Source organism: Pseudomonas acericola (SeqCode) (assembly GCF_053456465.1).
Genome location: NZ_JBRFJB010000009.1, coordinates 60010 through 81528, shown reverse-complemented (window position 1 = coordinate 81528; position 21519 = coordinate 60010). Strand labels below are relative to the sequence as shown.

The window sequence follows — 21519 nt, the reverse complement described above, 5'->3', positions numbered from 1 at the left end:
CTGCTGCCCCCTCTCGACGGCGGATCAGTCCGCCAATGGCAAGAACCGCTTGGCCAGCTCAGGGGTTATTTTGCCCCGGTGCACATCCACCACTTCCTGCGGGCTTTGCGCCCGCGCCAGCAATGAATGGTAACTGTCGGTGCGCTGCTCTTTGGTTTTCAGATGGGCGGCGGTGTACTGCTGCTTGGGCGTGTCCACCTTCGGGTAATGGAAGTGTGCGTACCACAGGGCACTGCCGCCTTTTCGGTTGACGGCGTACTCCTGAATGAAGTCTTCCCGCAGCGCCCTCCGTGCGCCGAGCCTGGTGAGTTGGATGGCGTCCTGTTCAAGCAGATACGTCACGCTGCTGTCGGTGGGGAGAATCTCCAGGGTGCGCTCGATACGCAACGTATGGCCTTTGGTCTTCAACGCGGCGTGTGCACTGCGCAATTCAGTGACCAGCGTGCGGTTTGCCTCTGTTTGCTGGTCCTCGGGTTGGGCTGAGATTGCGCGCTCCAGTTCTTGCGCCAAATAATCGAAACGTGCTGCCTCGGCCTCAAGGCTTTCCTGTATTTCGATCGGATACCTGGAAACTTTGGCGTAGCCGGTCTGACGGTCGGTGATCGCTTGCAGTTCGTTGACGCGCTTGCGCGCATCCCCCTTGACTACGTTCAGGGCGCGGGTGTCGGGTGGCAGTTTCGGCTGTGGTTTGCGCTCTATCTTGACGTCATCCCAGGCATCTTCGTGTTGGGTGTAAGTGCCTGGCAGGTCGTCGGCCTCGTCGAAGCGCACCTCCACCACCTCGATCGGAAGGGTGGTTCCGGCGGGTTTTACGTTGCCAATCAAAACCCCTTGTTTGCGGGTTTTGATGACTTTTTTCTGTGGCTTGCCCGGTGCGTTCAGGGCGCGCTTGGGAGGCTTCTTCTTGGCCTCGGCTACGGGTTTTACCTCGGCAGCCAGTTGCACCACTACATCTTGGTACAGCGAGTTCATCAAGGCCTGGGTTTGCTGGAAATAGACGGGGTTGAGTTTTTCTGCGTGAACCACTGCCATACCCTGCAAACCGTCGACGACCTGACCGTAGTGCTCCAGCAGGCTATCGAGCACGGCCAGGCGATCGGATGCAGATAGATTCAACTGGTTGAGCTCGCTATGGGTACGCACTTGCTGGCCCAGTGGGCTGAGCAGAAGGCCCAGCTCGCGGAGGAAACCTTGCTTGAGGTCTTTATTGCTCAGGTATTTCAAGTTATGCAATTGGCTGAATTTCAAGGCTACGGCGCTGAGCTCGGCTGGACGGCCCACGGTTAATCGGTTGTAGGCTTCTTCGCCCGGGCGCCCGAGATTGAATAGCTCTTGCAAGTAGTTGTCGGTGAGCTCCAGCGCGAGAATCTGCCGTTCGTTGATAGCGCTCAGATCCTTGACGAACTGGATATAGCCCGCCGGGTCGGCAATCACCATCGATGCCAACTGTTCGCCGGATAGCTTGAAGTTGGGGTGAGCGGCATACAGGACTTGGCGATCCAGGTCAGCATTTAGTACGGACTTGCGCGAGTTATTCACGGTGTTTTCCATCAGGCGACTGATGGTGCTGGCGTCCAGGGGAATATCCAGCCCGTTGCGCTCGGTGCGACTGTCGATAAGGCCCTTGAAGACCTGCGTTTGCTCATCAAGTGCGGTGTCGAAGGCCTTGCGCATCCTGGCTCGGTCGGCAGCCGTGGATTTTGGGTTGTTGTTGGCGAGGTTCATCAATCGCTCGGCAATATCGGCCTTTTTTTGCAGGGTCTCTTGCTGACTTTTTATTTCAACGACTCGACCTTCCTGTATCTCTGTCCTGGAGCGGATGAAATAGTCCCACGCTTGTTCCAGTTGCTGCTTGCGTTGCGCGTTTTGTTGGCGAATGGCATCCCGTCGCTTGGGCGGCATACCGCCGCGCAGGCGCATCTGCAAGTCGAGTGACCAGTTACCCTCGCCGTCCGATTGCAGGTAAGGCCCTTGGCGGCGGGTATTGAAGGGGTCGACAATCACCACCCGACCTGCCTCCATCCGAACCTGATACCAACGCCCGTCGATCACGGCGTACCAATCTCGCAGGTTGCTGTACAGGCCGCGGCGCGGGCCGCTTTGCACAGCCTCGGGGATGCTGTGGGGCCTGGGCGCCTGCAATTGCCATAGCCGCTGTTGCTGCTGCGCCGTCAAGCGATTGCGTGCACTGGAAAAACTGAAGTCAAATACTGTGTCTGACAGCCCTGCGTTGTTCCCGTCCAGCAGCACCGGTCCTTGCTCTACAACGGGGGCGGGCCACTGCTCGGCGAGTTGTCGTTCGAAGGGTGAGCGCAAGGCCTTCCAGCGGGCGTCTGCGGGCATTGGCCTTGGCTGGGGCGTTGATGGTGCGAGTTGGAACGTAAGCATCGCGATATTGACGAACAGGTCGACCCACGCCAGTTCGCGTGCGATGGGGTCTTCACTGTTGAGTGCAGGGATGTCCTTGATGGCGCTGGCCATGAGGCTGAGCAGCCAGCCGGCGAGCATCAGCGGGCCGCGCACCAGTGGCAGCAACAGGCTGTTGAACAGCAAGCCAGCCCCCTCCAGGAATACCGCCCAGCGACTTTCAGCGTTGGACACGGACTCGCGGTCAGCCTGATCCACCAGTGCGCGGGCATTGGCGCCATACAGGTATTCCATCAATTGGCCATTGGTGAGGTATTGCAGCAGCTCATCACTGGCGCCGTCAGTGGCCAATTGAGCCGGTTTGGGCACCTCCAGCGGGTCAAACTCTGTCCCCAGGCCAAAGCGCACGTAGTGCGGTTGCTGGAACCCGCCATTGTCATAAATCGGGCGGGCATTGTCCGAGAGCCAGGCCAACACGCTGGACTGCAGTTCCCCTGGGCTGGCAATTGCATCGAGCAATGACTGACGGCTGGAAAATTGCCGCAGGGTGTCGGCATACAACGGCCGGTACAAGATATGTGGCCCGGCCTGGTCGCTTTCGGATTCGATGATGTACATGTTGGCTACTACGTCTGGCACGGCCTGGGGTTTGCGCACCAGGGCCAAATGTCGGATGACCACTGCAGTACCGTTGACCTGGCGTTGCTCGCGGGTGTTGCCCATCAATGCTGCCACGTACGCGGCGCCCTCGCGGGTGAACCCCTGCTCTTGCTTGAGGCTCAGTTCAAGCGCCTGCATGGGCAAGAGCGCTTGGGCTTGCTCGGCAAACTGCTGCTCGCGCTGGGAGGGCGTGGCGTTGTCGCCAAGCAAGAGGGTGTTGAGGCGTTCTGGATAGGCCTTGCCGATGTCCGCCTGTTGGATCGGACCATCGCTGCCGTCGATGTAGTCCGCCGTGAGCCAGGAGGGCAGGGGGAGGGCGTTGCGGTGGGCGATGGTGAAGGTCCCACTGGGTTTAGCGTGCAGGTTTTTGATGGCAAGGTCCGTGAGGCTCATCTCCACCTTTTCCACAAAACCGAAGCCGCCTGGGTAACCGGCTGCGACGGAGAAGGTCAGCAACAGGTCGTCAGGCTGAAGCTCGAACGGCTGTGATTGATCGAACCGAACGGCATCGTTCTTGAGTCTTTGGGTCAAGGCCTCGCGTGTAAAAGCACGGATGTCCGGGACATCGCTGAGAAACGTGCGCCCCCCACTGAGTTTTTTCGCGCTCGCCAGCTGCAAGCAGTAGTGCCGATAGCGTGCACGATCGGCAGCCGGTGCTTGTTGCAACCAGGTCGGAGCCTGCAGTGCCACGGTTGCCAAGCCTTGGAATATTGGCGTTCCAGCGCCTGCAAAGTACCGGTAAGGGTCGGTGATATGGCGGTACACGGTTTCGAGGCTTTCGAGGCCCTGGGAGCCGGGGAGGCGGAGGGTCGCGATCTGTTGCAGTTGTTGATTGAGGATAAGCGCCGCCTGTGCGTCGAACAGGTTGCCGTCCGGCTCCAGGCGCTGCAGGGCGACGCGTTCTACCACAACCTCTTGCGTTACCCGTAGCGTCCAGGCTTGCAAGGCGGCCTCTGCACTGGAGAACCGCACACACGTGCCGGCGGGCGAGTACAGCAGTGCATTGGATTGGCCATTGACCAGCACGAGGTCCGGGCCGTGCAAGGTTTGTGTGCCATTCGCCGCTTGCAGCGTGGCAAGTGGGCAGTAGGCATGCACGGCGTTGTTGCCGAACTTGGCGATACGCTGATCGCGGTCGGGATAATCCACTAATTGATAGAGTGCCTGGCGGTCAGCTGTTTCCAGGCTTGCCTCGCGGATGATGATGAGGCTCAGGGTGTTCATCAGCACATCGCTGAGCCAGCGCCAGCGGCTGACGCCGGTGTCGGCAAGTGCGCGCCAGTAATCCGCCAAGTCATCTTGCAGGGCGCCAGGCAAGGCTGCGGGCAGGGCCTTGATCAATCCTTCGATCACTTGCGGGGACGGTAGCGTACCGTCGGGCATCTTCAGCCGGGTAGGCGGGCTGTCGGTAAAAAAGCAGGCATTTGCGTCGCGGTCGCTGAAGTCCACGGGGGTGCCGCGACCCAGAAAATCGAGTACCAGCGGCATCAAGGGCTGCAGCGTCCAACCGCCGCCTGAGGTCGGCGTGGCGAGCTGGGTGAGGTTCAAGTCCAGGTGCAGTGCAGGATAGGTATTGGCGATGTCGGCGCTGAACAGTTTTTGCACCACACTGGCCACATTGGAGCGGCTGCTGAACTCAGCGATGACAGCATCGGCAGGCGTTGAAAGAGGGTGGGTCGTCATAAAAGGTCCTTTTTTCACTGCGAACGTGCAGAGGCCACCAGCTGATTCCTTTTCTACCCCGCTCGGGTGTTATGTAATGCTGAGAGGCTGATCAACCGTTTGTCTTCTATATAGCTCCACAACACTGAATTTCTTGCTATAAACGCACTCCGATAACCGTCCAATAGGCCCGTCCTGGTGCTTTTAAGGGTTTTCTCGGAAAAATTGCCTGTCTTTTCAGTTGCTGCGCCCTCAAGTCGGCCTTAGACTGCCGCCCCTCGTAAATTGAGTGCCGGGTGGCGCTTGAAATGGACGGCGCCCTTCCGAGACCTGCAGAGGTCGGCCGGAACGCTCCCTTATTCGCCTTAATGCACGTATTTTTTATAGAGAAATCAATGACAAAGGAAAAGTTGCTGGCCATGCCGGCGGATGACTACATGAATGCCGAACAGCACGCTTTTTTTGAGCAGTTGCTGCAAGACATGAAAGTGGAACACCACGAGCGCATTGAGCAGAACCGTATCGCCATTGAAAGCCTGGACACCCCGGCCGACCCAGCTGACGCCGCTTCCGTTGAAGAAGAGCGTACCTGGCTGGTAAACGCCATCGACCGCGACCAGCGCATGCTGCCGCAACTTGAGCGTGCACTTGAGCGCATCAAGGAAGATTCCTTTGGCTGGTGTGATGACAGCGGCGAGCCTATCGGCCTCAAGCGCCTGCTGATCAGCCCGACCACCAAGTACTGCATCGAAGCGCAAGAGCGCCACGAGCAGATCGACAAGCACCAGCGCCAAGCTTGATGCGCTGAAGCTGGGGGCGCGCACATGGCCCCCAGGCAATACCCGTTACGCCCCGTCTATTGATCTGCTGCAAGCCACCCCACTAAAGGCCCATGGATAATGGCCAGATAGTGGCGTTTAATGCAGCAACAATAATGACAAACAGTGGGGTGACGAAGATGGCTGGAGACGGATCTCTGATGGGCGCAGCAGTGCCACCGCACACGGTGGCGCGCGGGCTGCCCGGCTGGCTGACGCCGCTCTTGCAGAGCACCGCCCTGGTGCTGATCCTGTTGGGCCTGGTGTTTGCCGGCCTGCCGCTGTACCTCTGCCTGCCACTGGTTTTGCTGGTGATCTGGCTACCTCGCCTGAAAAGTCCTACGCCCGTTGTCGCACAATCGTCCGCCGTTGATGCGATTGGCGAGTTGACGCGTGATTTGTCCCATACCACCAGCCATAACGCGCTGTCCGCTGCCGGCGTGGCCTACTCGGTCAAGCAACTGGCCGCTCGCCTGCAATCCCAGTTGAGCGCGGCCAAGCAGATCGTCAGCAGCGCCGAAGTGATGATCGGCACCGAGCAGGTCACGTCCCAGCTCAGCCGCCAGGCCCTCGGCGCCGCCAGCCAGGCCCATCAGCGCAGTACCGAAGGGCGTGAGGTGCTGGCGCAGTCCATCACGCGTATGCACCAGCTCAGCCAGCGCGCCAATGCCAGCCGTGAATTGATCGAAGCCTTGAGCCAGCGCAGTGAGGAAATCCAGCGGGTGACCCTGGTCATCCAGTCCATCGCCAGCCAGACCAACCTGCTGGCCTTGAACGCGGCGATTGAAGCGGCGCGCGCCGGTGAGCACGGCCGTGGGTTTGCCGTGGTCGCCGATGAGGTGCGCGGGTTGGCCGGGCGTACCGCCACGGCGACCGATGAAGTCGGGGTGATGGTCGCGGATATCCAGCAGCGCACGGCCCAGGTGGTGGAGCAGATTCGCCAGTTGTCGGCCGACCTCAACACCGGTGTCGAGCAGGTGGAACATGCCGGCGAACAGTTGTCGAACATCGCCAGCCTGGCCGCGGATGTGGAAGGGCAGGTCAATGAAATCGCCCAGGGTACCGATACCAACCGCACCCAACTCGACAGCCTGTTCCATGCCGTGGAACAAATGCGCAGCGACCTGGCCGTGAGTGACCAGCAGACCCGCCAACTGGCTGATGCCGCCGTGCAAATGGAAGGTCAGGCCGAAACCATCAGCGAGCGTTTGGCCGAAGTCGGGCTGGATGACTACCACCAGCGTATCTACGACCTCGCCCGTGAAGGCGCAAGCCGCATCGCTGCGCAGTTCGAGGCCGATGTGCTGCAAAACCGCATCAGCCTGGACGACTTGTTCGACCGCAGTTACACGGCGATCCCGAACACTCGCCCGAGCAAGTACCACACGCGATTTGACGGTTACACCGACCAGGTGCTGCCGGGGATTCAGGAGGCGTTGTTGCCGCGTCACGAGGGCTTGGTATTCGCCATTGCCTGCACGCCGCAAGGCTATGTGCCGACGCACAACAAGGCGTTTTCCCAGGCCTTGACCGGCGATGCCCAGGTGGATGCTGTGCAGAACCGCACCAAGCGCAAGTTCGAGGACCGCACCGGGATTCGCTGTGGCAGTCATCAGCAGGCGGTATTGCTACAGACCTACACCCGCGACACCGGCGAATTGATGCATGACCTGTCGGTGCCGATCATGGTCAAGGGCCGGCATTGGGGTGGGTTGCGACTGGGGTACAAGCCCGAAGGCGTTTAGGTGGGGCGGGGTTCAGGAAGTCAACGCCCCTGAATCGACGGCGGTCTTGAGGGCCTTTGCGGCTTCTTTTCCCGCAATTGCAGCGGCGTCTGCGGTCTTGAACCAACGGTCCTTTTCCACCTGGTGCGTGGTGACCGTCTTCAGTGGTGGCTTGGCGCGCATCACGATGACCGCTTGAAACTCCCCGTCCACTTCCCTGGCATCGCCATGGATGAAAAATTCGCCAATATCAAATTCCGTCACGTATAGCCTTCCCTTCAAGGTAACTGCACTGATGAAACCTGACCCGCGGGGGGCAAACTTCAATGGACGGGCCAGTATGGCAGTTGTTGGCGGGCGGCGGCGCAGTAAAGTTAGCCAGGTGACGAAACGATTGCGCCATGGAGGCCATACAGGTTGGCCTCCAATGCCTTGGCCAATTGGCAAGCCTGGATATGGTCGCTGCGAAAGCCTTTGATCCGGCCGCTGGTCACTTCGCGGATATGAAAGAAGTTGCGGCCGGCAGGTACAACTTGGTAAAGAACTGAATTCTCGTACCCACTGAGGCTGTGCAGGCAGTAGTATTGGCGCTCGTCGTGCCAGGATGAATGAGTGCTGGCAGACGCAGTGTTGTGTTGACGTGGTTGCATGGTCAGCTCCTTTCGGTCGATCTTCGTGACACGCCAGCAGCGTTTCAGGTGGTTTTGACCCGTGCTGCTGTTTTAGTATTGTCGTCGCCGGTCGATGTTAGGTTCCATGTCAGGTATGTGGTTTTGTGTAGCCTGTCGGAAGCTACGCTTTTTAATAGGGTTATTCTCTGAAGCGGGTCGCCCCGTATTCTCGGGTCGGCGAACCTGTGATTTGCTGTTATGCCTGGTGACCTTGCATAAGGTCCATCGAGTACGTCTGTACTCGTCTAGGGGCGCAGCATCGGGAGTCTCTTCAGTTTTTTCAATGAACAGGTTGTGTGATCGAGCCGTAACGGCCGTATTTTTGTGCTGTCCGCTCTGGCGGTCAGCACTTCTTTTAATGTGGGGGCGTTTCCTTGGCAGTCAGTAATCTGGATATGCATGCGTTATTCGTGCTGGGTGATTTGCGCGCAAAGTTGGTCAAGCTGTTCCAATCCCGTTTTGTTTATGTCACTGAACAGACGCCGGAAGGTATTTACATCGCCGAGATCGATACCGAGACGGCGTTGGTTGTTGATGACAAACAGCGCCTGGAACTCAAGGTGGGTGATCATTTTCGTGCGGCCGTATTGCCCAGTCGCGAAGGTGGCAAGTTTGAATTGAAGTTTCGCGATATCAAGTTGACGGTGTATGGCCTGGGTGATTACGCCTTTGTTTCCTCCACCGAAGGCCAGGGCATTGTGTTCAAGGAAGGCCACAGCGTGATGCTGGTGTTTGCCGCCACTGAGCAATTGCAGGAAGGCTTGACCAAGACCCTCAAGGCCGTGACCGGCAAGGCCGCCAAGTGGCGCAAGGGCGAACTCGTGACCTTCAAGGCCAGTGAGTGAGTTGTAAACACCACGTGTAATCCGTATCTCCCGGAACCTCTACTACAGTTGAGTTGACTTAACTATTCAGAGGCTTCGCGCATTGGCAGCAAAGCCGTCCGCTGTTGCTGCGAAAACGCGAGGTGCGCAGGCATGAAAGGATTTAGAGCGTTGTTGGCCGTGTCGCTTACGACACTGAGCCTGTCGATGGTTTCATTGCCGGTATCGGCTGCCCAGGCGCCGATTCATTTCGCCGACCTGAACTGGGAAAGTGGCAGCCTGATCACCGAAGTGCTGCGGGTTATCGTCGAAAAGGGCTATGACTTGCCCACCGACACCTTGCCGGGCACCACCATCACTCTGGAAACCGCCCTGGCCAAGAACGACATCCAGGTGATCGGCGAAGAGTGGGCCGGCCGCAGCCCGGTGTGGATCAAGGCCGAGGCCGAAGGCAAAGTGGTGGGCCTGGGGGATACGGTCAAGGGCGCGACCGAAGGCTGGTGGGTGCCGGAGTACGTGATCAAGGGTGACCCGGCCAAGGGCCTCAAGCCGCTGGCGCCGGACCTCAAGCGTGTGCAGGACCTGGCGCGCTACAAGGACGTGTTCAAGGACCCTGAGTCGCCCGGCAAGGGGCGCTTTCTCAACAGCCCGATCGGCTGGACGTCCGAGGTGGTCAACGCGCAGAAGCTCAAGGCTTATGGCCTGAGTGACAGCTACGTGAATTTCCGCAGTGGCTCGGGGGCGGCGCTGGATGCGGAGATTGCTTCGTCGATCCGCCGGGGCAAGCCGGTGCTGTTCTACTACTGGTCGCCGACGCCCTTGATGGGGCGCTACAAATTGATCCAGTTGGAAGAGCCGGCGTTTGATGCCGACGCCTGGAAGACCCTGACGGATGCCGATAACCCCAACCCCCGGCCGACGCGGTCGTTGGCGTCCAAGTTGAGCATTGGCGTGTCGACGCCGTTTCAGCAGGAGTATCCGCAGATTGCTGCGTTTTTCACCAAGGTTGAGTTTCCCATTGGGCCGTTGAACAAGGCGTTGGCGGCGATGAGTGAGAACCACACGGCGCCACGGGAAGTGGCGCAGGTGTTTCTCAAGGAACATCCTGAGGTGTGGAAGGCTTGGTTGTCGGAGGATGTGGCGCGCAAGGTTGAGGCTAGCCTGAAGTAACCTTGATGTCCCAGCCATGTGGAGATCCAAATGTGGGAGCTGGCTTGTGTGGGAGCTGGCTTGCCTGCGATGGCGGCTTGTCGGGGTACATACCCGTTGCTGCGGTAACGGCTGAAATTGGTTCCGCCCTTACGGCGGGTCACTTTTGGAAAAGAGCCCCAAAAGTAACCAAAAGGGCTCTTGCCCCAACACTCGGCACCTCGCCTAGGCTCGGTGTGCCCGTAATCCGACATGTATTTGGGGGGCCGCCGCCACGCGCCATCCATGGCGCGGGGCGGCTAAACCGGCATCCCTGCCGGTTTACCCCCCAAATCCATGCCGAATTCCGGCCAGCGTGTTTAACGGGGCGCCTAAGATCAAAAGCAAAGCGCGGCGGCCTAGTAGCCGACCGGTTTTTTGGAGCTGGCGTGTTCCCCTGTGGGAGCTGGCTTGCCTGCGATGGCATCGACTCGGTGTGCCTGATGTACCGAGGTGTCTGTATCGCAGGCAAGCCAGCTCCCACATCAGGTTTAGAACTGGGTTTGTACCGCCAACTCAAAAGTCCTTGGCGACCCCAGGTAGTAAGCCGGTGAAACATGCGCAAACTCGGCATACACCTCATTCGTCAGGTTGCGCACTCGACCCGTCACCGAGGTGTGTTGATCCACCTTGTAGCGCAGGAACGTGCCGAACAACGTGTACGCCGGCACGGTCAGGGTGTTGGCATTGTCCGCATACACCTGCGCCACATAGCGCGCATCCACGCCGCCTTGCCAGTCTTCAGCAAAGTCATAGGTCAGCCACAGGTTGCCCACGCGTTTGGGCACGTTGGTCGGCGTGTTGCCCTTGCGCGACACCACGGCGCCGCTGGCGATCTTCTCGTTGAACTCATCGTATTCGGCGTCCACCCAGGCGAAGTTGCCTTCGGCCAGCAACCGTGGGGTGATGCGCAGTGAGCTGGCCAACTCGATACCCCGGGATGTCTGTGCGCCCACGGGAATGCTGCTGGTCGGGTCCAGTGGGTCGGTGACGGCAAAGTCCTTGCGCTCGATCCGGTAGGCGGCAACGGTGGCCGAGCCACGGCCGTCCAGGTAATCGAACTTGCTGCCCACTTCCCACTGTTTGCCGGTGGAGACATCGAACACCTGGGTGGTGGTGGTCGGCTGTTCGGCGGCGGTGCTGTATTGCACGTAGACATTCGCCGAGGGGATGAACTGGTAGGTCAGGCCGACGCGTCCGGTCAATGGTTCCCAGCGGCGTTTGAAGTGGCGCGGGTTGGTGGCGGTCACTGTGCTGTGGTTGGTCACATCCAGGTCGATCGCGTCATAACGCAGGCCGGTCAACAGCGACAGTTTGTCGGTGAGGCCCAGGCGGTTTTCCACGAACAGGGCCCGGGTGGTGACTTCGTTGGTCTTGTCCTTGATAAAGCCGGGTTTGGTACCGGGGATGGCATAGAAATGCCCCGGGTCGAAGTGGTTTGGGTCCACCGCGCTGTTCCCCGCTGCGCGCAGTGGGCTGCTGGTGGTGCTGTTGATTTTGTATTCGAAGCCGCCAGACCAGGTGGTCGCCAGGCCAAAGATGCTGGCGTCATGGCGCAGCTCGAACTGGTTGCCGTTCTGCTCGCCCTGATGGCGCACCTGATACGCGGTCGAGCGGTTTACGGCGCTGTTGTCGGCGTTGTACTGGTAGGTTTCCAGGTTGCGGTAGTCGCGCTGGCTGTCGAGGTGATAGAGGGTGTTTTTCAAGGTGGTGCTGTCATTGATCTGGTAGTCGATGATCGACCGCGCCCACAGGGTGCGCTGTTCATAACGGCCATCGGCGACGTTGTAGTTGTTGAAGCGGTTGTGCCGGTCGATCTTCAACTCGCCCGCCTTGGGATTGAGCACCGGGGTGCCCCAGTACGGGCTGTCTTCATGTTCATCCTGGTATTCCAGGGCCAGGGTGTGGGACAGGTCTGGCGTGAGGTCGCTGAGCAGGGAAAACGCCAGGCTCCAGGCCTCGCGTTGGTCGCGCTCGATATAGCTGTGATTGCTGTTGCGGCTCACATCCAGGCGCGCGTAGTGCTGCACCTCGGCGCCCGGTTCGGTGAGGGCGTGGTTGAGGCCGAAGGCGATGCCGGTGGTGTCGTAGCTGCCATAGCTGAGCTGGCCTTGCGCAGCTTGTTCTTCGCGGCCGGCGAGCTTGGTCACGTAGTTGAGCGAGCCGCCCACGGAGCCGGCACCGTTGATCAGGGAGGAGGGGCCGCCCACCAGTTCCACGCGGTCGTAGATCCAGGCGTCCACCGGGCGGGCCAGGCCGGTCGCGACGTTGATCCCATTGAACATCTGGGTGATCTGGCTGCTGGTAAAGCCACGATAAGATACAAATCCACCAAGCCCCGGCGGAGCGCTGGCATTGACGCCGGGCAGGGTGTTGGCTGCATCGCGGAAGGTCTTGGCGCCGTGGCGTTCGATATCGTTGCGGTTGGCGATGGCCACCGACGCCGGGGTTTCCCGCACGCTCAGCCCAAGCCGTGAGGCCATGCCGCTGGATTGATCCAGCGTCAGGCCGGGTTCGGCGCTTTGCTCGCCATCGATGGTGGTGGGCGCCAGCTCTAAGGCCCAGCCGCAGACAGGCAGGCAGCCGAACAGGCCCGCCAACAGGGGTAAATGTTTCATGGTTGAATCCTGAAAAACTTGGCTTGAAAACAACGCACAGCCGCACGCACTCCCTGGGGGATGCGGTGCTCAGTGCAGATCAGACAGCGAAGGGATCAGGCGACAGCAGGTGGCGCGCGCGGGTGAGCCGTGGGCCAGGTAAAGCGGGCAGGGATGTCAGCGGCCAGCACCACGGCAGGCGGTGGCGCATGGGGTTGTGGCAATACCGCCACATTCAGGCTGGAACTGAGGGCCGGGCCCATGCCGCCGCTGGAACACAGCGGGCAACCGAACGCCTTGGCCAGGGTCGGCAGGCTCTCATCTGTGGAGTTGGCAGGAGCCGGCGCCTGGGTGCGCGGGTCCACCGTACAGAACTGGCCGCCGATGCCGTTGAGCTGCATGCCGACCATCTGCCCGTGACCGATGCTGCAGGCGAACACATTGAACAGGACGCAGCAGTAGAGCATCCAGGCAATGAGCGAGCGGTCGGTGCGGGCGAATTTCATGGGGCGGCACTTTACCATCAGCCGCCGACGAAATGCCTGCAGAAAATCACTGGGCGACTATCCTCTTTCGGACTTTTCCAGGGATAGCCAGTCATGAGCTTTGTCATTGCGCGATGGATCGTCGGGGTTTTTACCTGCATCAGCATGGTGCACCTCTATTGGGCTGCCGGCGGCAAACTCGGCAGCCTCGCCGCCATCCCCCAACTACCCGGCGAATTTGCCCGTGGGCCACGGCCGGCGTTCAAGCCGTCGGCCCTGGGCACCTTGCTGGTGGCGATGGGCTTGGTGGCGATTGCATTGCTCGTGTGCCTGCGCGCCGGTTTGTACTTTAGCGCGGTGTCCCACGGCGCGTTGCAGTGGGGCATCAGCGCGATAGCCCTGGTGATGTTTGCCCGGGCGATTGGCGATTCGGAGCTGGTGGGTTTTTTCAAGAAGGTCGGTGGGTCGCGGTTTGCCCGGTTGGATACGTATTTCTATTCGCCGCTGTGTTTGGTGTTGGGGGTGGGGTTGTTGGTAGTAGCGTGGGGTTGAAAATACACCTGCGCAAATAAAAACCGCTCTCATCCTTACCCGATCTTCCGAGCTGCCCGTCATGGTTAATAGAACCTCTATTACCCAGGACTTCCCATGTCGCTTGCCCGTCCCTTGCACCCACTGGCCCTGTCAGTGGCGATGGCTTTTGCTGCTGTGCCGTTGCTGAATACCCCGTCCGTTTGCGCCGCCGAGAGCGCCAGTACCGTGCGCGGTTTCTCGATTCCCGCTGGCGATTTGAGCCAGGCCCTCAATAGCCTCGCCGAGCAGGCTGGCCTGGTGCTGGCGTTCGATGCAGGCCTCACTCGCGGCAAACACAGCAACGGCTTGAGCGGGCAATACGCCACCGATGTGGCATTGACCCAGTTGCTCGCCGGCAGCGGCCTGCAGGCGCTGAAGATCGCCGCCGACCGCTACCGCCTCGAAGCCATCCCGGATAACGGCGCGGCCATGGAGTTGCAGGCCACCACCATCAGCGGCGCCTACCAGAGCGAAAGCCCGACCGGGCCCGTGGCCGGTTACGTGGCCACCCGCAGCCTGTCGGGGACCAAGACCGACACGCCGATCATCGAGACCCCGCAGTCAATCTCCATCGTCACCAAAGACCAGATGCGCGCGCAGAACGCCGAGAGCCTCAACCAGATCCTGCGCTACAGCGCGGCGGTGGTCCCGGAAACCCGTGGCGCCACCGCCTCGCGTCTCGACCAGTTGACCATCCGTGGTTTTTCGCCCGCCACTTACCTCGACGGCCTGCGCATGCCCTCGAGCCGCGACGCGTTGCCGCAAAAAGATGCCTTTGACCTGGAACGTGTCGAAGTCCTGCGTGGCCCGGCCTCGGTGCTGTACGGGCAGGGCACGCCCAGCGGTGTGATCAACATGGTCAGCAAGCGCCCGCTGGACACACCGTTTCATGAGGTAGGCGTGGAGTACGGCACCTTCGACAAGAAGCGTACGACGTTTGACCTGAGCGGCCCGGTGGATGATCAGGGCGTGTATTCCTACCGCGTGGCCGGGCTTTTCGACGATGCCGACGGGCAAGTGGAACACACCGAAACCCGCCGCCAGGCCCTATCCAGCGCCTTCACCTGGCGCCCGGATGACGACACCTCGCTGACCTTGCTCGGGCACTTCCAGAAGGACCCCAAGGGCGCGTCCTACGGCTCGGTGCCGGCGTGGGGTTCGGTGCTGCACAGCCCGACCGGGCACGATATCGATGTGGGCTTCTATGATGGCGAGAAGAACTTCGAGAAAAGTGACCGCGAGTATTACTCCATCGGTTACGCCTTCGAACACCGCTTCAACGACGTGTGGACCGTGCGCCAGAACGCGCGTTACCTGCGCAGCGAAGGCCAGTACCGCAGCCTCTACAGCAACTACCTGATGACGGACTACCGCACCATCCGCCGCTCGACCATCGCCAGCGACGTGAACATGGACGCGTACACCCTCGACAACCAGCTGCAGGCCAAATTCGATACCGGCCCGTTGCAGCACACCTTGTTGATGGGCCTCGACTATCAGAACACCAGCACCGACACCAAGTCCGGCTCCGGCGTCTACACCGCCGGGCCGACCCTGGATATCTTCAACCCGGTGTACGGCGCGGCAGTGCCGGTGCCGGCGTACACCACCGACGGCACGTCGCGCAGCGAACAGACCGGGGTGTACCTGCAAGAACAGATGAAGTGGGACAAGTGGGTGCTACTGCTGGGCGGGCGCTATGACTGGGCCAGCACCGATAACAGCACCCAGACGATCAGCACCGGCGCCAAGAGTAAGTCGTCCCTGGACAGCAAGGCCTTTACCGGCCGTATCGGCCTGGTCTATCTGTTTGATAACGGCCTGGCGCCGTATGCCAGCTACTCGGAGTCGTTCAACCCGCAGTCGGGTACTGGCTACGGTGGCTCGGTGTTCAAGCCGACCGAAGGCAAGCAGTATGAAATCGGCATCAAGTACCAGCCGCCGGGCAGCAACAGCTTTATCACCGCAGCGATTTTCGACCTGCGCCAGAGCAATGTGCTGACCACCGATCCAGATCCCACCCACCTGTGCGGCACCGGCCGCTGCCAGAGCCAGGACGGCGAAGTGCAATCCCGTGGCTTTGAACTGGAAGGCAAGGCCAGCCTCAACGACAACCTGGATATCACGGCGGCTTACGCTTACCTGGACAACCGCATCAGCAAGTCCAACAGCACTGTGCGCTATGCACCCATCAGCGACATCGGCGTAGGCCCGGCCATCGCTGCCGAAGGCACCACGACCTACGCCGTGCCTCGCCACACGGCGTCGGCCTGGGCGGACTATACCTTCCATGATGGCCACCTCAAGGGCTTCGGCGCCGGTGCCGGTGCGCGTTATGTCGGCTCGTCCTGGGGCGACACGGCCAACACCCTGAAAGTGCCGGGCTACACCTTGTTTGATGCGGCGGTGCACTACGACATCCCGAATATCACCAGCCTCAAGGACAACCTGCGCCTGGCCCTCAACGCCACCAACCTGGCGAATAAAGAGTACGTCGCATCGTGCTATTCCTACTCGTGGTGCTGGTATGGCTCACAGCGCACGGTACAAGCGAGTGCCACCTATCAGTGGTGATAAGGCACTTTAATGGCCCCTTTGTAACAAAATCCTCGGCAGAATCGCTTTTATTTTCAGTCGGTTAGTCGGGGATGTTAATGCGCACTGTTGGAATCATGCTGATCGCCTGCTCACTGGCAGGCGGCGCGGCTGCCGTGCAGGCACGGGAGCTGCGCGAGGGTGACAAGTACATGTGCAGCTGGGGCGCGGGCACGGCCGCCAGGGCCCAGGAGTTGAAGCTGTCGGGGGTGTCGTTGTATGCGGCGCGGCAGAAGATCCAGACGATCAAGTTCAACAAATCGTGGATGCGCATGATGGCCATGGGCATCACCGAACAGACCTATGACAGTCGCTCGCGGCTCAAGCCCGAAGCGATCCGCCAGAGTTTTTACCAGGATTGCGTGCGCTACAAAGTGGCGCGCAAATAGCCGGTTCAGTGCGACAGCGGTGAGCTGGCGTCTTCCTGGAAATACACCTTCGCCGTTTCAATAAACCGCCGATTGGCCTGGGACAGGTATTCGCTGCCCCGCCAGCACAGGTTGAAGTGCATGAACTGCGCGGGTTCGAATGACACCCCGGCCAAGCCGGGTTCCTGTTCCTGAACCGAACGCAGCAAGGTGGAAACGCCCATGCCGTTGCGCGTGGCGGCAATTACCAGAGGCACGAAGTTGCTTTCCAGGGCGATGTTGAAACGCACCCGGGCGTTGCTGCAAAACGCATCCAAAAGGTGACGTTGCAGGAAGGTGTTGTCGAACACCAGCATCGGTTCGCCCCGCAAGCGTTCTGCCGCGACCGAGGCTGCGGTCGCCAGCGGGTGCTGCTCATGCATGCACAACACCATTTCATCGCTGCCGAGTAACACCGACTGCCAGTCCGGATCGACGCGCCGCGACTCCAGCAGCGCCACATCAATATCCCGTGTTGCCAGGCGCGCGCTGATGTCATCGGCACTGCCTTCCACGACGTGCATGGCGATGCCGGGGTAATGCGCGCGGAACTGCATCAGCAACTCGGGAATATGCCGGATGCCGTACATCGGCGGGATGCCGACGCGGATTTCGCCGCTGTGCAAGTGCGTCAAGTCCTGCAACTCACGACGGGCCCCCGCCAACCCTTGCAGGCAGGCTTCGGCGCGGGCGAGGAACAACTGGCCTTCGGCGGTCACGCTGATTTGCCGCGTGGCGCGGTTGAACAAGGCCACGCCCAGCTCATCTTCCAGGCGGCTGACCGCCATGCTCAGCGCCGGCTGCGCCACATGCAGGGCCTGCGCGGCCTTGGTAAAGCTGCCTTGGCGGGCGATTTCGACGCAGTACTCCAGGGCTTTCAGGTTCACGGGGGCTCACATAACAAAGAGTGATGGAATGCTTCACAAATGGATATTTTTTGTGATGCCATCCAGTCTATAACCTGTCGGCACTCTTCTCCATGCCGGACTTCATCATGACCCTAAACCTTCGCCAGTATTGGCTTGTCACCCTGATTGTCGGCGCCTTGGGCGGCAGCCTTGCGCAGTGGGCCGGTTGGCCGTTGCCCTGGGTCATCGGTTCGTTGTTGGCGGTATTGATCAGCCGGTGTAGCGGGGCGATGGTTCCGCAAATTCCCCATGGGCGCGAAGCCGGGCAGTTGATTGTCGCCGTGGCCATTGGCTGTCATTTCACCTTGCCGGTGATGCAGCAAGTGGTCGCGCACCTCGGATTGATCGTCACGGCGGTGCTGCTGACGCTGGTGCTGGCGCTAGGTTCGGTATGGCTGCTGCACCGCTGGGGCGTGGCCTTGGGCACGGCGTTTTTTGCGCTGATGCCGGCCAACTCCACGGAGATGGTCCACCTGGGCCGCCAGCGCCAAGCCGACCCCGGTTTGATTGCTGCCGCCCACAGCCTGCGCCTGTTGCTGATCCTACTGGCAGTGCCAGCAGTCGCGACCTTTGGTTTGGCACATACCGCCGCCCCCGCACCATTGCCGGTGATCTGGCCCTGGCTGATCTTTATCCTGGGCATCAGCCTGCTGGCGGCGATCGGGTTCAAACGCTGCAACCTGCCCAATCCCTGGACCTTCGGCCCGTTCCTGATTTGCGCCGTGGGCGTCGCCTGCAACAACTTGTCGATGAGCATGCCCGGCTGGCTCAGTGGCGCTGGCCAGTTACTCATTGGCTGTGCATTGGGCGCGGCGTTTGAGCGCAGCTTTTTCCGGCGCGCCCCGGGTTATCTCGCCAAGGTGCTGGTGCTGCTGAGCGGCTCGATCATCGCCACTGCGCTGGCGGCCTGGGCGCTGGGGACGTGGCTGGAGATGCCGTGGCTGTCGCTGGCCTTGGGCATGATGCCCGGCAGCGCGCCGGAGATGAGCCTGACCGCCGAGGCCTTGGGGTTGGCCGTGACGTTGGTGACGGCGATGCAGGTGATGCGCATGCTGCTGATCCAGGCGGCGTGCTTGCCGTTGTATCGGCTGTTGAGCAGCTCTTGGATAGGCATAGTGAGCATTGCTGCTGGACCTGTGGCGAGGGAGCTTGCTCCCGTGACGGCCAGGCAGTCGGGGGATTTTTAACGGGTGTAAACCGGTTCAGTGTGGGAGCTGGCTTGCCTGCGATAGCTATGTGTTAGGCACTGAGGTTTTTTGGTCGGAGTACATATCCGTTATTTAGGTAACGGCTGAATAGGGTTCCGCCCTTACGGCGGCTCACTTTTGAAGAGCGCAAAAGTAAGCAAAACGCTCTTGCCCCACCACTCGGCACCTCGCCTAGGCTCGGTGTGCCCGAACGCAGGCTTGAATCCGTGGGCCGCCGTCATGGGCCATCCTTGGCCCAGGACGGCTAACCCGGCGTCCTGCCGGGTTACCCACGGATTCAAGCCTGCGTTCGGCCAGCGTGGTTAATGGGGCGCCTAAGATCCAAAGCCAAAGCCAGAGCCAGAGCCAGAGCCAGAGCCAGAGCTTCGGGTTTTGTCAGGTCCAGTCGTTGTGTAGATACCTATGCTTGGATAGGGCAAGCAGGGACTGTTGCCAAACCTGTGACCCGCTAACGAAGACGGTTTACAAAACCACGACAATTGCTGTGTTTCTATTTGCATACAATTGCACGCTTCGTCGCAAATAGAGCAGGTCGTTGCCGGACCATGTACCAGCCAGAGCCTTCATCAACCAACAGCCTGCGCCACTTCGCGGTCGGCGTGCTGTGTGTCGCGGTGTTGCTGGGCGGTTACTTCATGCATATCAACGCCAACGCGGATCGCCAGCGGGCCGAGGCGGCTGAGCGTTTGGTACTGTGTCAGCAAGTGGAACGTTTGGCCGGTGCCGCCGCGTCCGGTGGCTTGAAACTGGGCGACAGTTGCGCGAGCAACGGTGGCGAAGTGTCAGGTCGCATTAATCAATAACCATCTTTTATAAGGGGGAATATAAGTCGCACGCATCCCCTTACTTGCACCAAAAAGTGGCACTCAAATACCCGGCCACCTTAAAAAACATGTGGTTATTGAATGACTTACGGCTGTTTTAATCCGACGAAAGGATGGATTTTTACTTGTTACAGCTTTTTACAATCGCTACTATAGCCGGGCGTTCACCTCCCACGGTTTATGCATTTTTAAATCCCAAGTTTCCATCAGCTACTTGGGATTTTTTTTGCCCGTGATTTGACCTCGGCGTCAAACTTCAATAGCGGCAAACTCCGCGCGCATCCGTCCATTGCGTTTGGCCTGGTACAGCAACTTATCGACCTGTTCCACAAAGCCCAGCATCGCGCTGTTGGGTGTCACGGTGTGGGTGCCGACGCCAAGGCTGACGCTCAGCCATTTGGACACCGGGGAAAACCCGTGCTCGATCTGCCGTTGGCGCACCAGATGCAGGCAGCGTTGCGCCACCAACTTCGCCGATGCCGCGTCCGTTTCCGGTAGCAACCACACAAACTCTTCACCGCCGATGCGCGCGATGAAATCCCGTGGGCGGTTGGCCGCTTGCGAGAGGGTGTTTGCCACCTGGCGCAGGCACTCGTCACCCTTGATATGGCCGTAGTGGTCGTTGTACTGCTTGAAAAAGTCGATATCGAGAATGATCAACGATAGGGGCAACTGGCTGCGCTGGGCGCTGGTCCATTCGCGCTCCAGCACGGTGTCGAACATGCGTCGGTTGGCGATGCCGGTGAGGCCGTCCTGGAAGGAATATTCCTCAAGTTGTTTCTGCAGGCGGATCAGGTGTTCTTCGGTCTTCTTGCGTTCACTGATATCGAACATAAAGCCAATCAGCGCTTCGACTTCACCATCCTTGCGTACCACATGCACTACATCGCGGATCCATACGTAGTCGCCGTTCACCGTCAGCGCGCGGTAGTCGGCCTCATGGTCCACGCCGGCGCGGGATTGCGACACGCAGAAATTCACCACGTACTCACGATCATCCGGGTGCATGCGTTCGACCCAGTCATCCACGCTGACCCAGCTTTGCGGCGTCCAGCCCAGCAGCGTTTCGATCTGCGGGCCGATATAGCTGAAGGTCATGGTCTGCCAGTCGATGCGCCAGGGGATGGCCTTGGTCGATTCCAGCAGGGTTTTGTACACATCGCTGTCGGGCGGGCTCGGGGGATCGATGCTCATGGGCGGCGGCTCCGGGAGGGGCGAAAAGCCAAGAGCGTCTGGTGATCGCGGGTGGGAGTCAAGCCTTCGCCAATGCAGCAGACGAGAGGTCGTGTGCTGGGTTTTTGGCGCCAGCGGGCCAGCGTTTTGCGGGCAAAATGAGGCTTGGGTAACACTTTTGCATTAATTCTCCAGATGCGGCCAAACCTCAACTAATCTGGTCGAATCCAACCAGCAGGGTAGAACCCAGGGACGGGGGCTTATCATGATTTCCATCATCGAATTCAATCGCATCATGGCCGTGGGCTTTTTGCCGCTGTCGTGTGACTGCACCCTCAATGGCGACGGTTCGCTGCGCATCAGCGTGTTCGAGCCGGTCTCCGGGCGCGTCGACCTGTTGCTGACCCGCGTGTCCCCCGAAGGTCTGGACAGCATCCGTTCTATCTCAAACCTTATTGGTGAGTTGCGCACCGAGCTCAAGGCCGGGCGCCGGGGTTTTGCGGCGGTCGGTTAGCTGTTGACGGTGTCTGCGGTGGTTGTGACCGCGCCGTAATAGCGCCAGCAGCAATGGCGGTGTTCGGGCAGGATCACGCAGCCGCTGAGGCTGGCGATCAGCAGGGCGGCAACCAGCAGGGTTAGGCGACGGGACATGGTATTTCCTCTGGGTGTGTGCGGCGTTACTCCTTTAACGCCGGCGCCCGCATAAATCCGTCGCGCGGCTTTCAAATATTTCATCAAGCGCTGTCATCCCCTGGGCAATACTGCCCTTCAAGCACTCCCGGAAAAAACCTGCGTGCCCTGCGACGGATTTTCCGGCGCCCGCCGTTCAACCCAT

18 protein-coding genes are annotated in these 21519 nt (G+C 60.1%); 10 read left to right on the top strand and 8 right to left on the bottom strand.

The features are described 5' to 3' along the window. Positions 1–24: 24 nt before the first annotated feature. Positions 25–4710: a dermonecrotic toxin domain-containing protein gene (locus ACU688_RS24770; RefSeq protein ID WP_448186747.1), complete on the bottom strand. Its 4686-nt coding sequence runs from the start codon at positions 4708–4710 to the stop codon at positions 25–27. 374 nt (positions 4711–5084) lie between these two features. On the opposite strand from ACU688_RS24770, the gene ACU688_RS24765 reads away from it, so the two are divergent. Beyond that, positions 5085–5489, top strand: a complete 405-nt coding sequence (locus tag ACU688_RS24765) for a TraR/DksA family transcriptional regulator (RefSeq protein ID WP_010564800.1) — start codon at positions 5085–5087, stop codon at positions 5487–5489. 92 nt (positions 5490–5581) lie between these two features. After that, the gene (locus ACU688_RS24760) at positions 5582–7252 is read left to right on the top strand and encodes a methyl-accepting chemotaxis protein (protein WP_448186746.1); all 1671 of its coding nucleotides are present in this window, start codon (positions 5582–5584) and stop codon (positions 7250–7252) included. Between the two features lie 12 nt (positions 7253–7264). Here ACU688_RS24760 and ACU688_RS24755 read toward each other — a convergent pair whose 3' ends face one another. Together ACU688_RS24755 and ACU688_RS24750 are read right to left on the bottom strand one after the other, a co-directional pair. Continuing rightward, positions 7265–7495 (bottom strand): hypothetical protein, encoded by a 231-nt coding sequence (locus tag ACU688_RS24755; protein WP_448186745.1) that lies wholly within the window; start codon positions 7493–7495, stop codon positions 7265–7267. Between the two features lie 110 nt (positions 7496–7605). Continuing rightward, on the bottom strand, positions 7606–7881 hold the full coding sequence (locus ACU688_RS24750; RefSeq protein ID WP_448186744.1) for a hypothetical protein: 276 nt from the start codon (positions 7879–7881) through the stop codon (positions 7606–7608). Positions 7882–8297: 416 nt separating this feature from the next. Between ACU688_RS24750 and ACU688_RS24745 the strand changes: the two genes are divergently transcribed. Continuing rightward, positions 8298–8747 (top strand): hypothetical protein, encoded by a 450-nt coding sequence (locus ACU688_RS24745; RefSeq protein WP_448186800.1) that lies wholly within the window; start codon positions 8298–8300, stop codon positions 8745–8747. A gap of 132 nt (positions 8748–8879) precedes the next feature. Further along, complete coding sequence (locus ACU688_RS24740; RefSeq protein WP_448186743.1) at positions 8880–9896, top strand: ABC transporter substrate-binding protein; 1017 nt, start codon at positions 8880–8882, stop codon at positions 9894–9896. A gap of 509 nt (positions 9897–10405) precedes the next feature. Here the strand turns inward: ACU688_RS24740 and ACU688_RS24735 are convergent. Further along, positions 10406–12532, bottom strand: a complete 2127-nt coding sequence (locus tag ACU688_RS24735) for a TonB-dependent receptor (RefSeq protein ID WP_448186742.1) — start codon at positions 12530–12532, stop codon at positions 10406–10408. Positions 12533–12627: 95 nt separating this feature from the next. Continuing rightward, positions 12628–13017 carry a DUF2946 domain-containing protein gene (locus ACU688_RS24730; protein ID WP_017735800.1) on the bottom strand — a complete coding sequence of 130 codons (390 nt, stop codon included), beginning with the start codon at positions 13015–13017 and terminating at the stop codon, positions 12628–12630. 93 nt (positions 13018–13110) lie between these two features. On the opposite strand from ACU688_RS24730, the gene ACU688_RS24725 reads away from it, so the two are divergent. From ACU688_RS24725 to ACU688_RS24715, 3 genes are all read left to right on the top strand, one after another. Further along, complete coding sequence (locus ACU688_RS24725) at positions 13111–13548, top strand: DUF3995 domain-containing protein (RefSeq protein ID WP_124530054.1); 438 nt, start codon at positions 13111–13113, stop codon at positions 13546–13548. A 96-nt stretch (positions 13549–13644) separates the two neighbouring features. Further along, positions 13645–16143, top strand: coding sequence for a TonB-dependent siderophore receptor (locus ACU688_RS24720; RefSeq protein WP_448186741.1), 2499 nt, complete (start codon positions 13645–13647; stop codon positions 16141–16143). A gap of 80 nt (positions 16144–16223) precedes the next feature. Further along, positions 16224–16553 carry a hypothetical protein gene (locus ACU688_RS24715; protein WP_026136677.1) on the top strand — a complete coding sequence of 110 codons (330 nt, stop codon included), beginning with the start codon at positions 16224–16226 and terminating at the stop codon, positions 16551–16553. 5 nt (positions 16554–16558) lie between these two features. Here ACU688_RS24715 and ACU688_RS24710 read toward each other — a convergent pair whose 3' ends face one another. Continuing rightward, positions 16559–17458: a LysR family transcriptional regulator gene (locus tag ACU688_RS24710; RefSeq protein WP_448186740.1), complete on the bottom strand. Its 900-nt coding sequence runs from the start codon at positions 17456–17458 to the stop codon at positions 16559–16561. Between the two features lie 107 nt (positions 17459–17565). On the opposite strand from ACU688_RS24710, the gene ACU688_RS24705 reads away from it, so the two are divergent. Both ACU688_RS24705 and ACU688_RS24700 read left to right on the top strand, forming a co-directional pair. After that, complete coding sequence (locus ACU688_RS24705; protein WP_448186739.1) at positions 17566–18666, top strand: AbrB family transcriptional regulator; 1101 nt, start codon at positions 17566–17568, stop codon at positions 18664–18666. A 566-nt stretch (positions 18667–19232) separates the two neighbouring features. Continuing rightward, positions 19233–19490: a hypothetical protein gene (locus ACU688_RS24700; protein WP_448186738.1), complete on the top strand. Its 258-nt coding sequence runs from the start codon at positions 19233–19235 to the stop codon at positions 19488–19490. Positions 19491–19760: 270 nt separating this feature from the next. On the opposite strand, the gene ACU688_RS24695 is transcribed toward ACU688_RS24700, so the two are convergent. After that, on the bottom strand, positions 19761–20705 hold the full coding sequence (locus ACU688_RS24695; RefSeq protein WP_448186737.1) for a GGDEF domain-containing protein: 945 nt from the start codon (positions 20703–20705) through the stop codon (positions 19761–19763). A gap of 244 nt (positions 20706–20949) precedes the next feature. Between ACU688_RS24695 and ACU688_RS24690 the strand changes: the two genes are divergently transcribed. After that, positions 20950–21198 carry a DUF1652 domain-containing protein gene (locus ACU688_RS24690; protein WP_448186736.1) on the top strand — a complete coding sequence of 83 codons (249 nt, stop codon included), beginning with the start codon at positions 20950–20952 and terminating at the stop codon, positions 21196–21198. On the opposite strand, the gene ACU688_RS24685 is transcribed toward ACU688_RS24690, so the two are convergent. Next, on the bottom strand, positions 21195–21335 hold the full coding sequence (locus ACU688_RS24685; protein ID WP_448186735.1) for a hypothetical protein: 141 nt from the start codon (positions 21333–21335) through the stop codon (positions 21195–21197). The two genes, ACU688_RS24690 and ACU688_RS24685, sit on opposite strands and share 4 nt — an antisense overlap. Between the last annotated feature and the right edge of the window lie 184 nt (positions 21336–21519).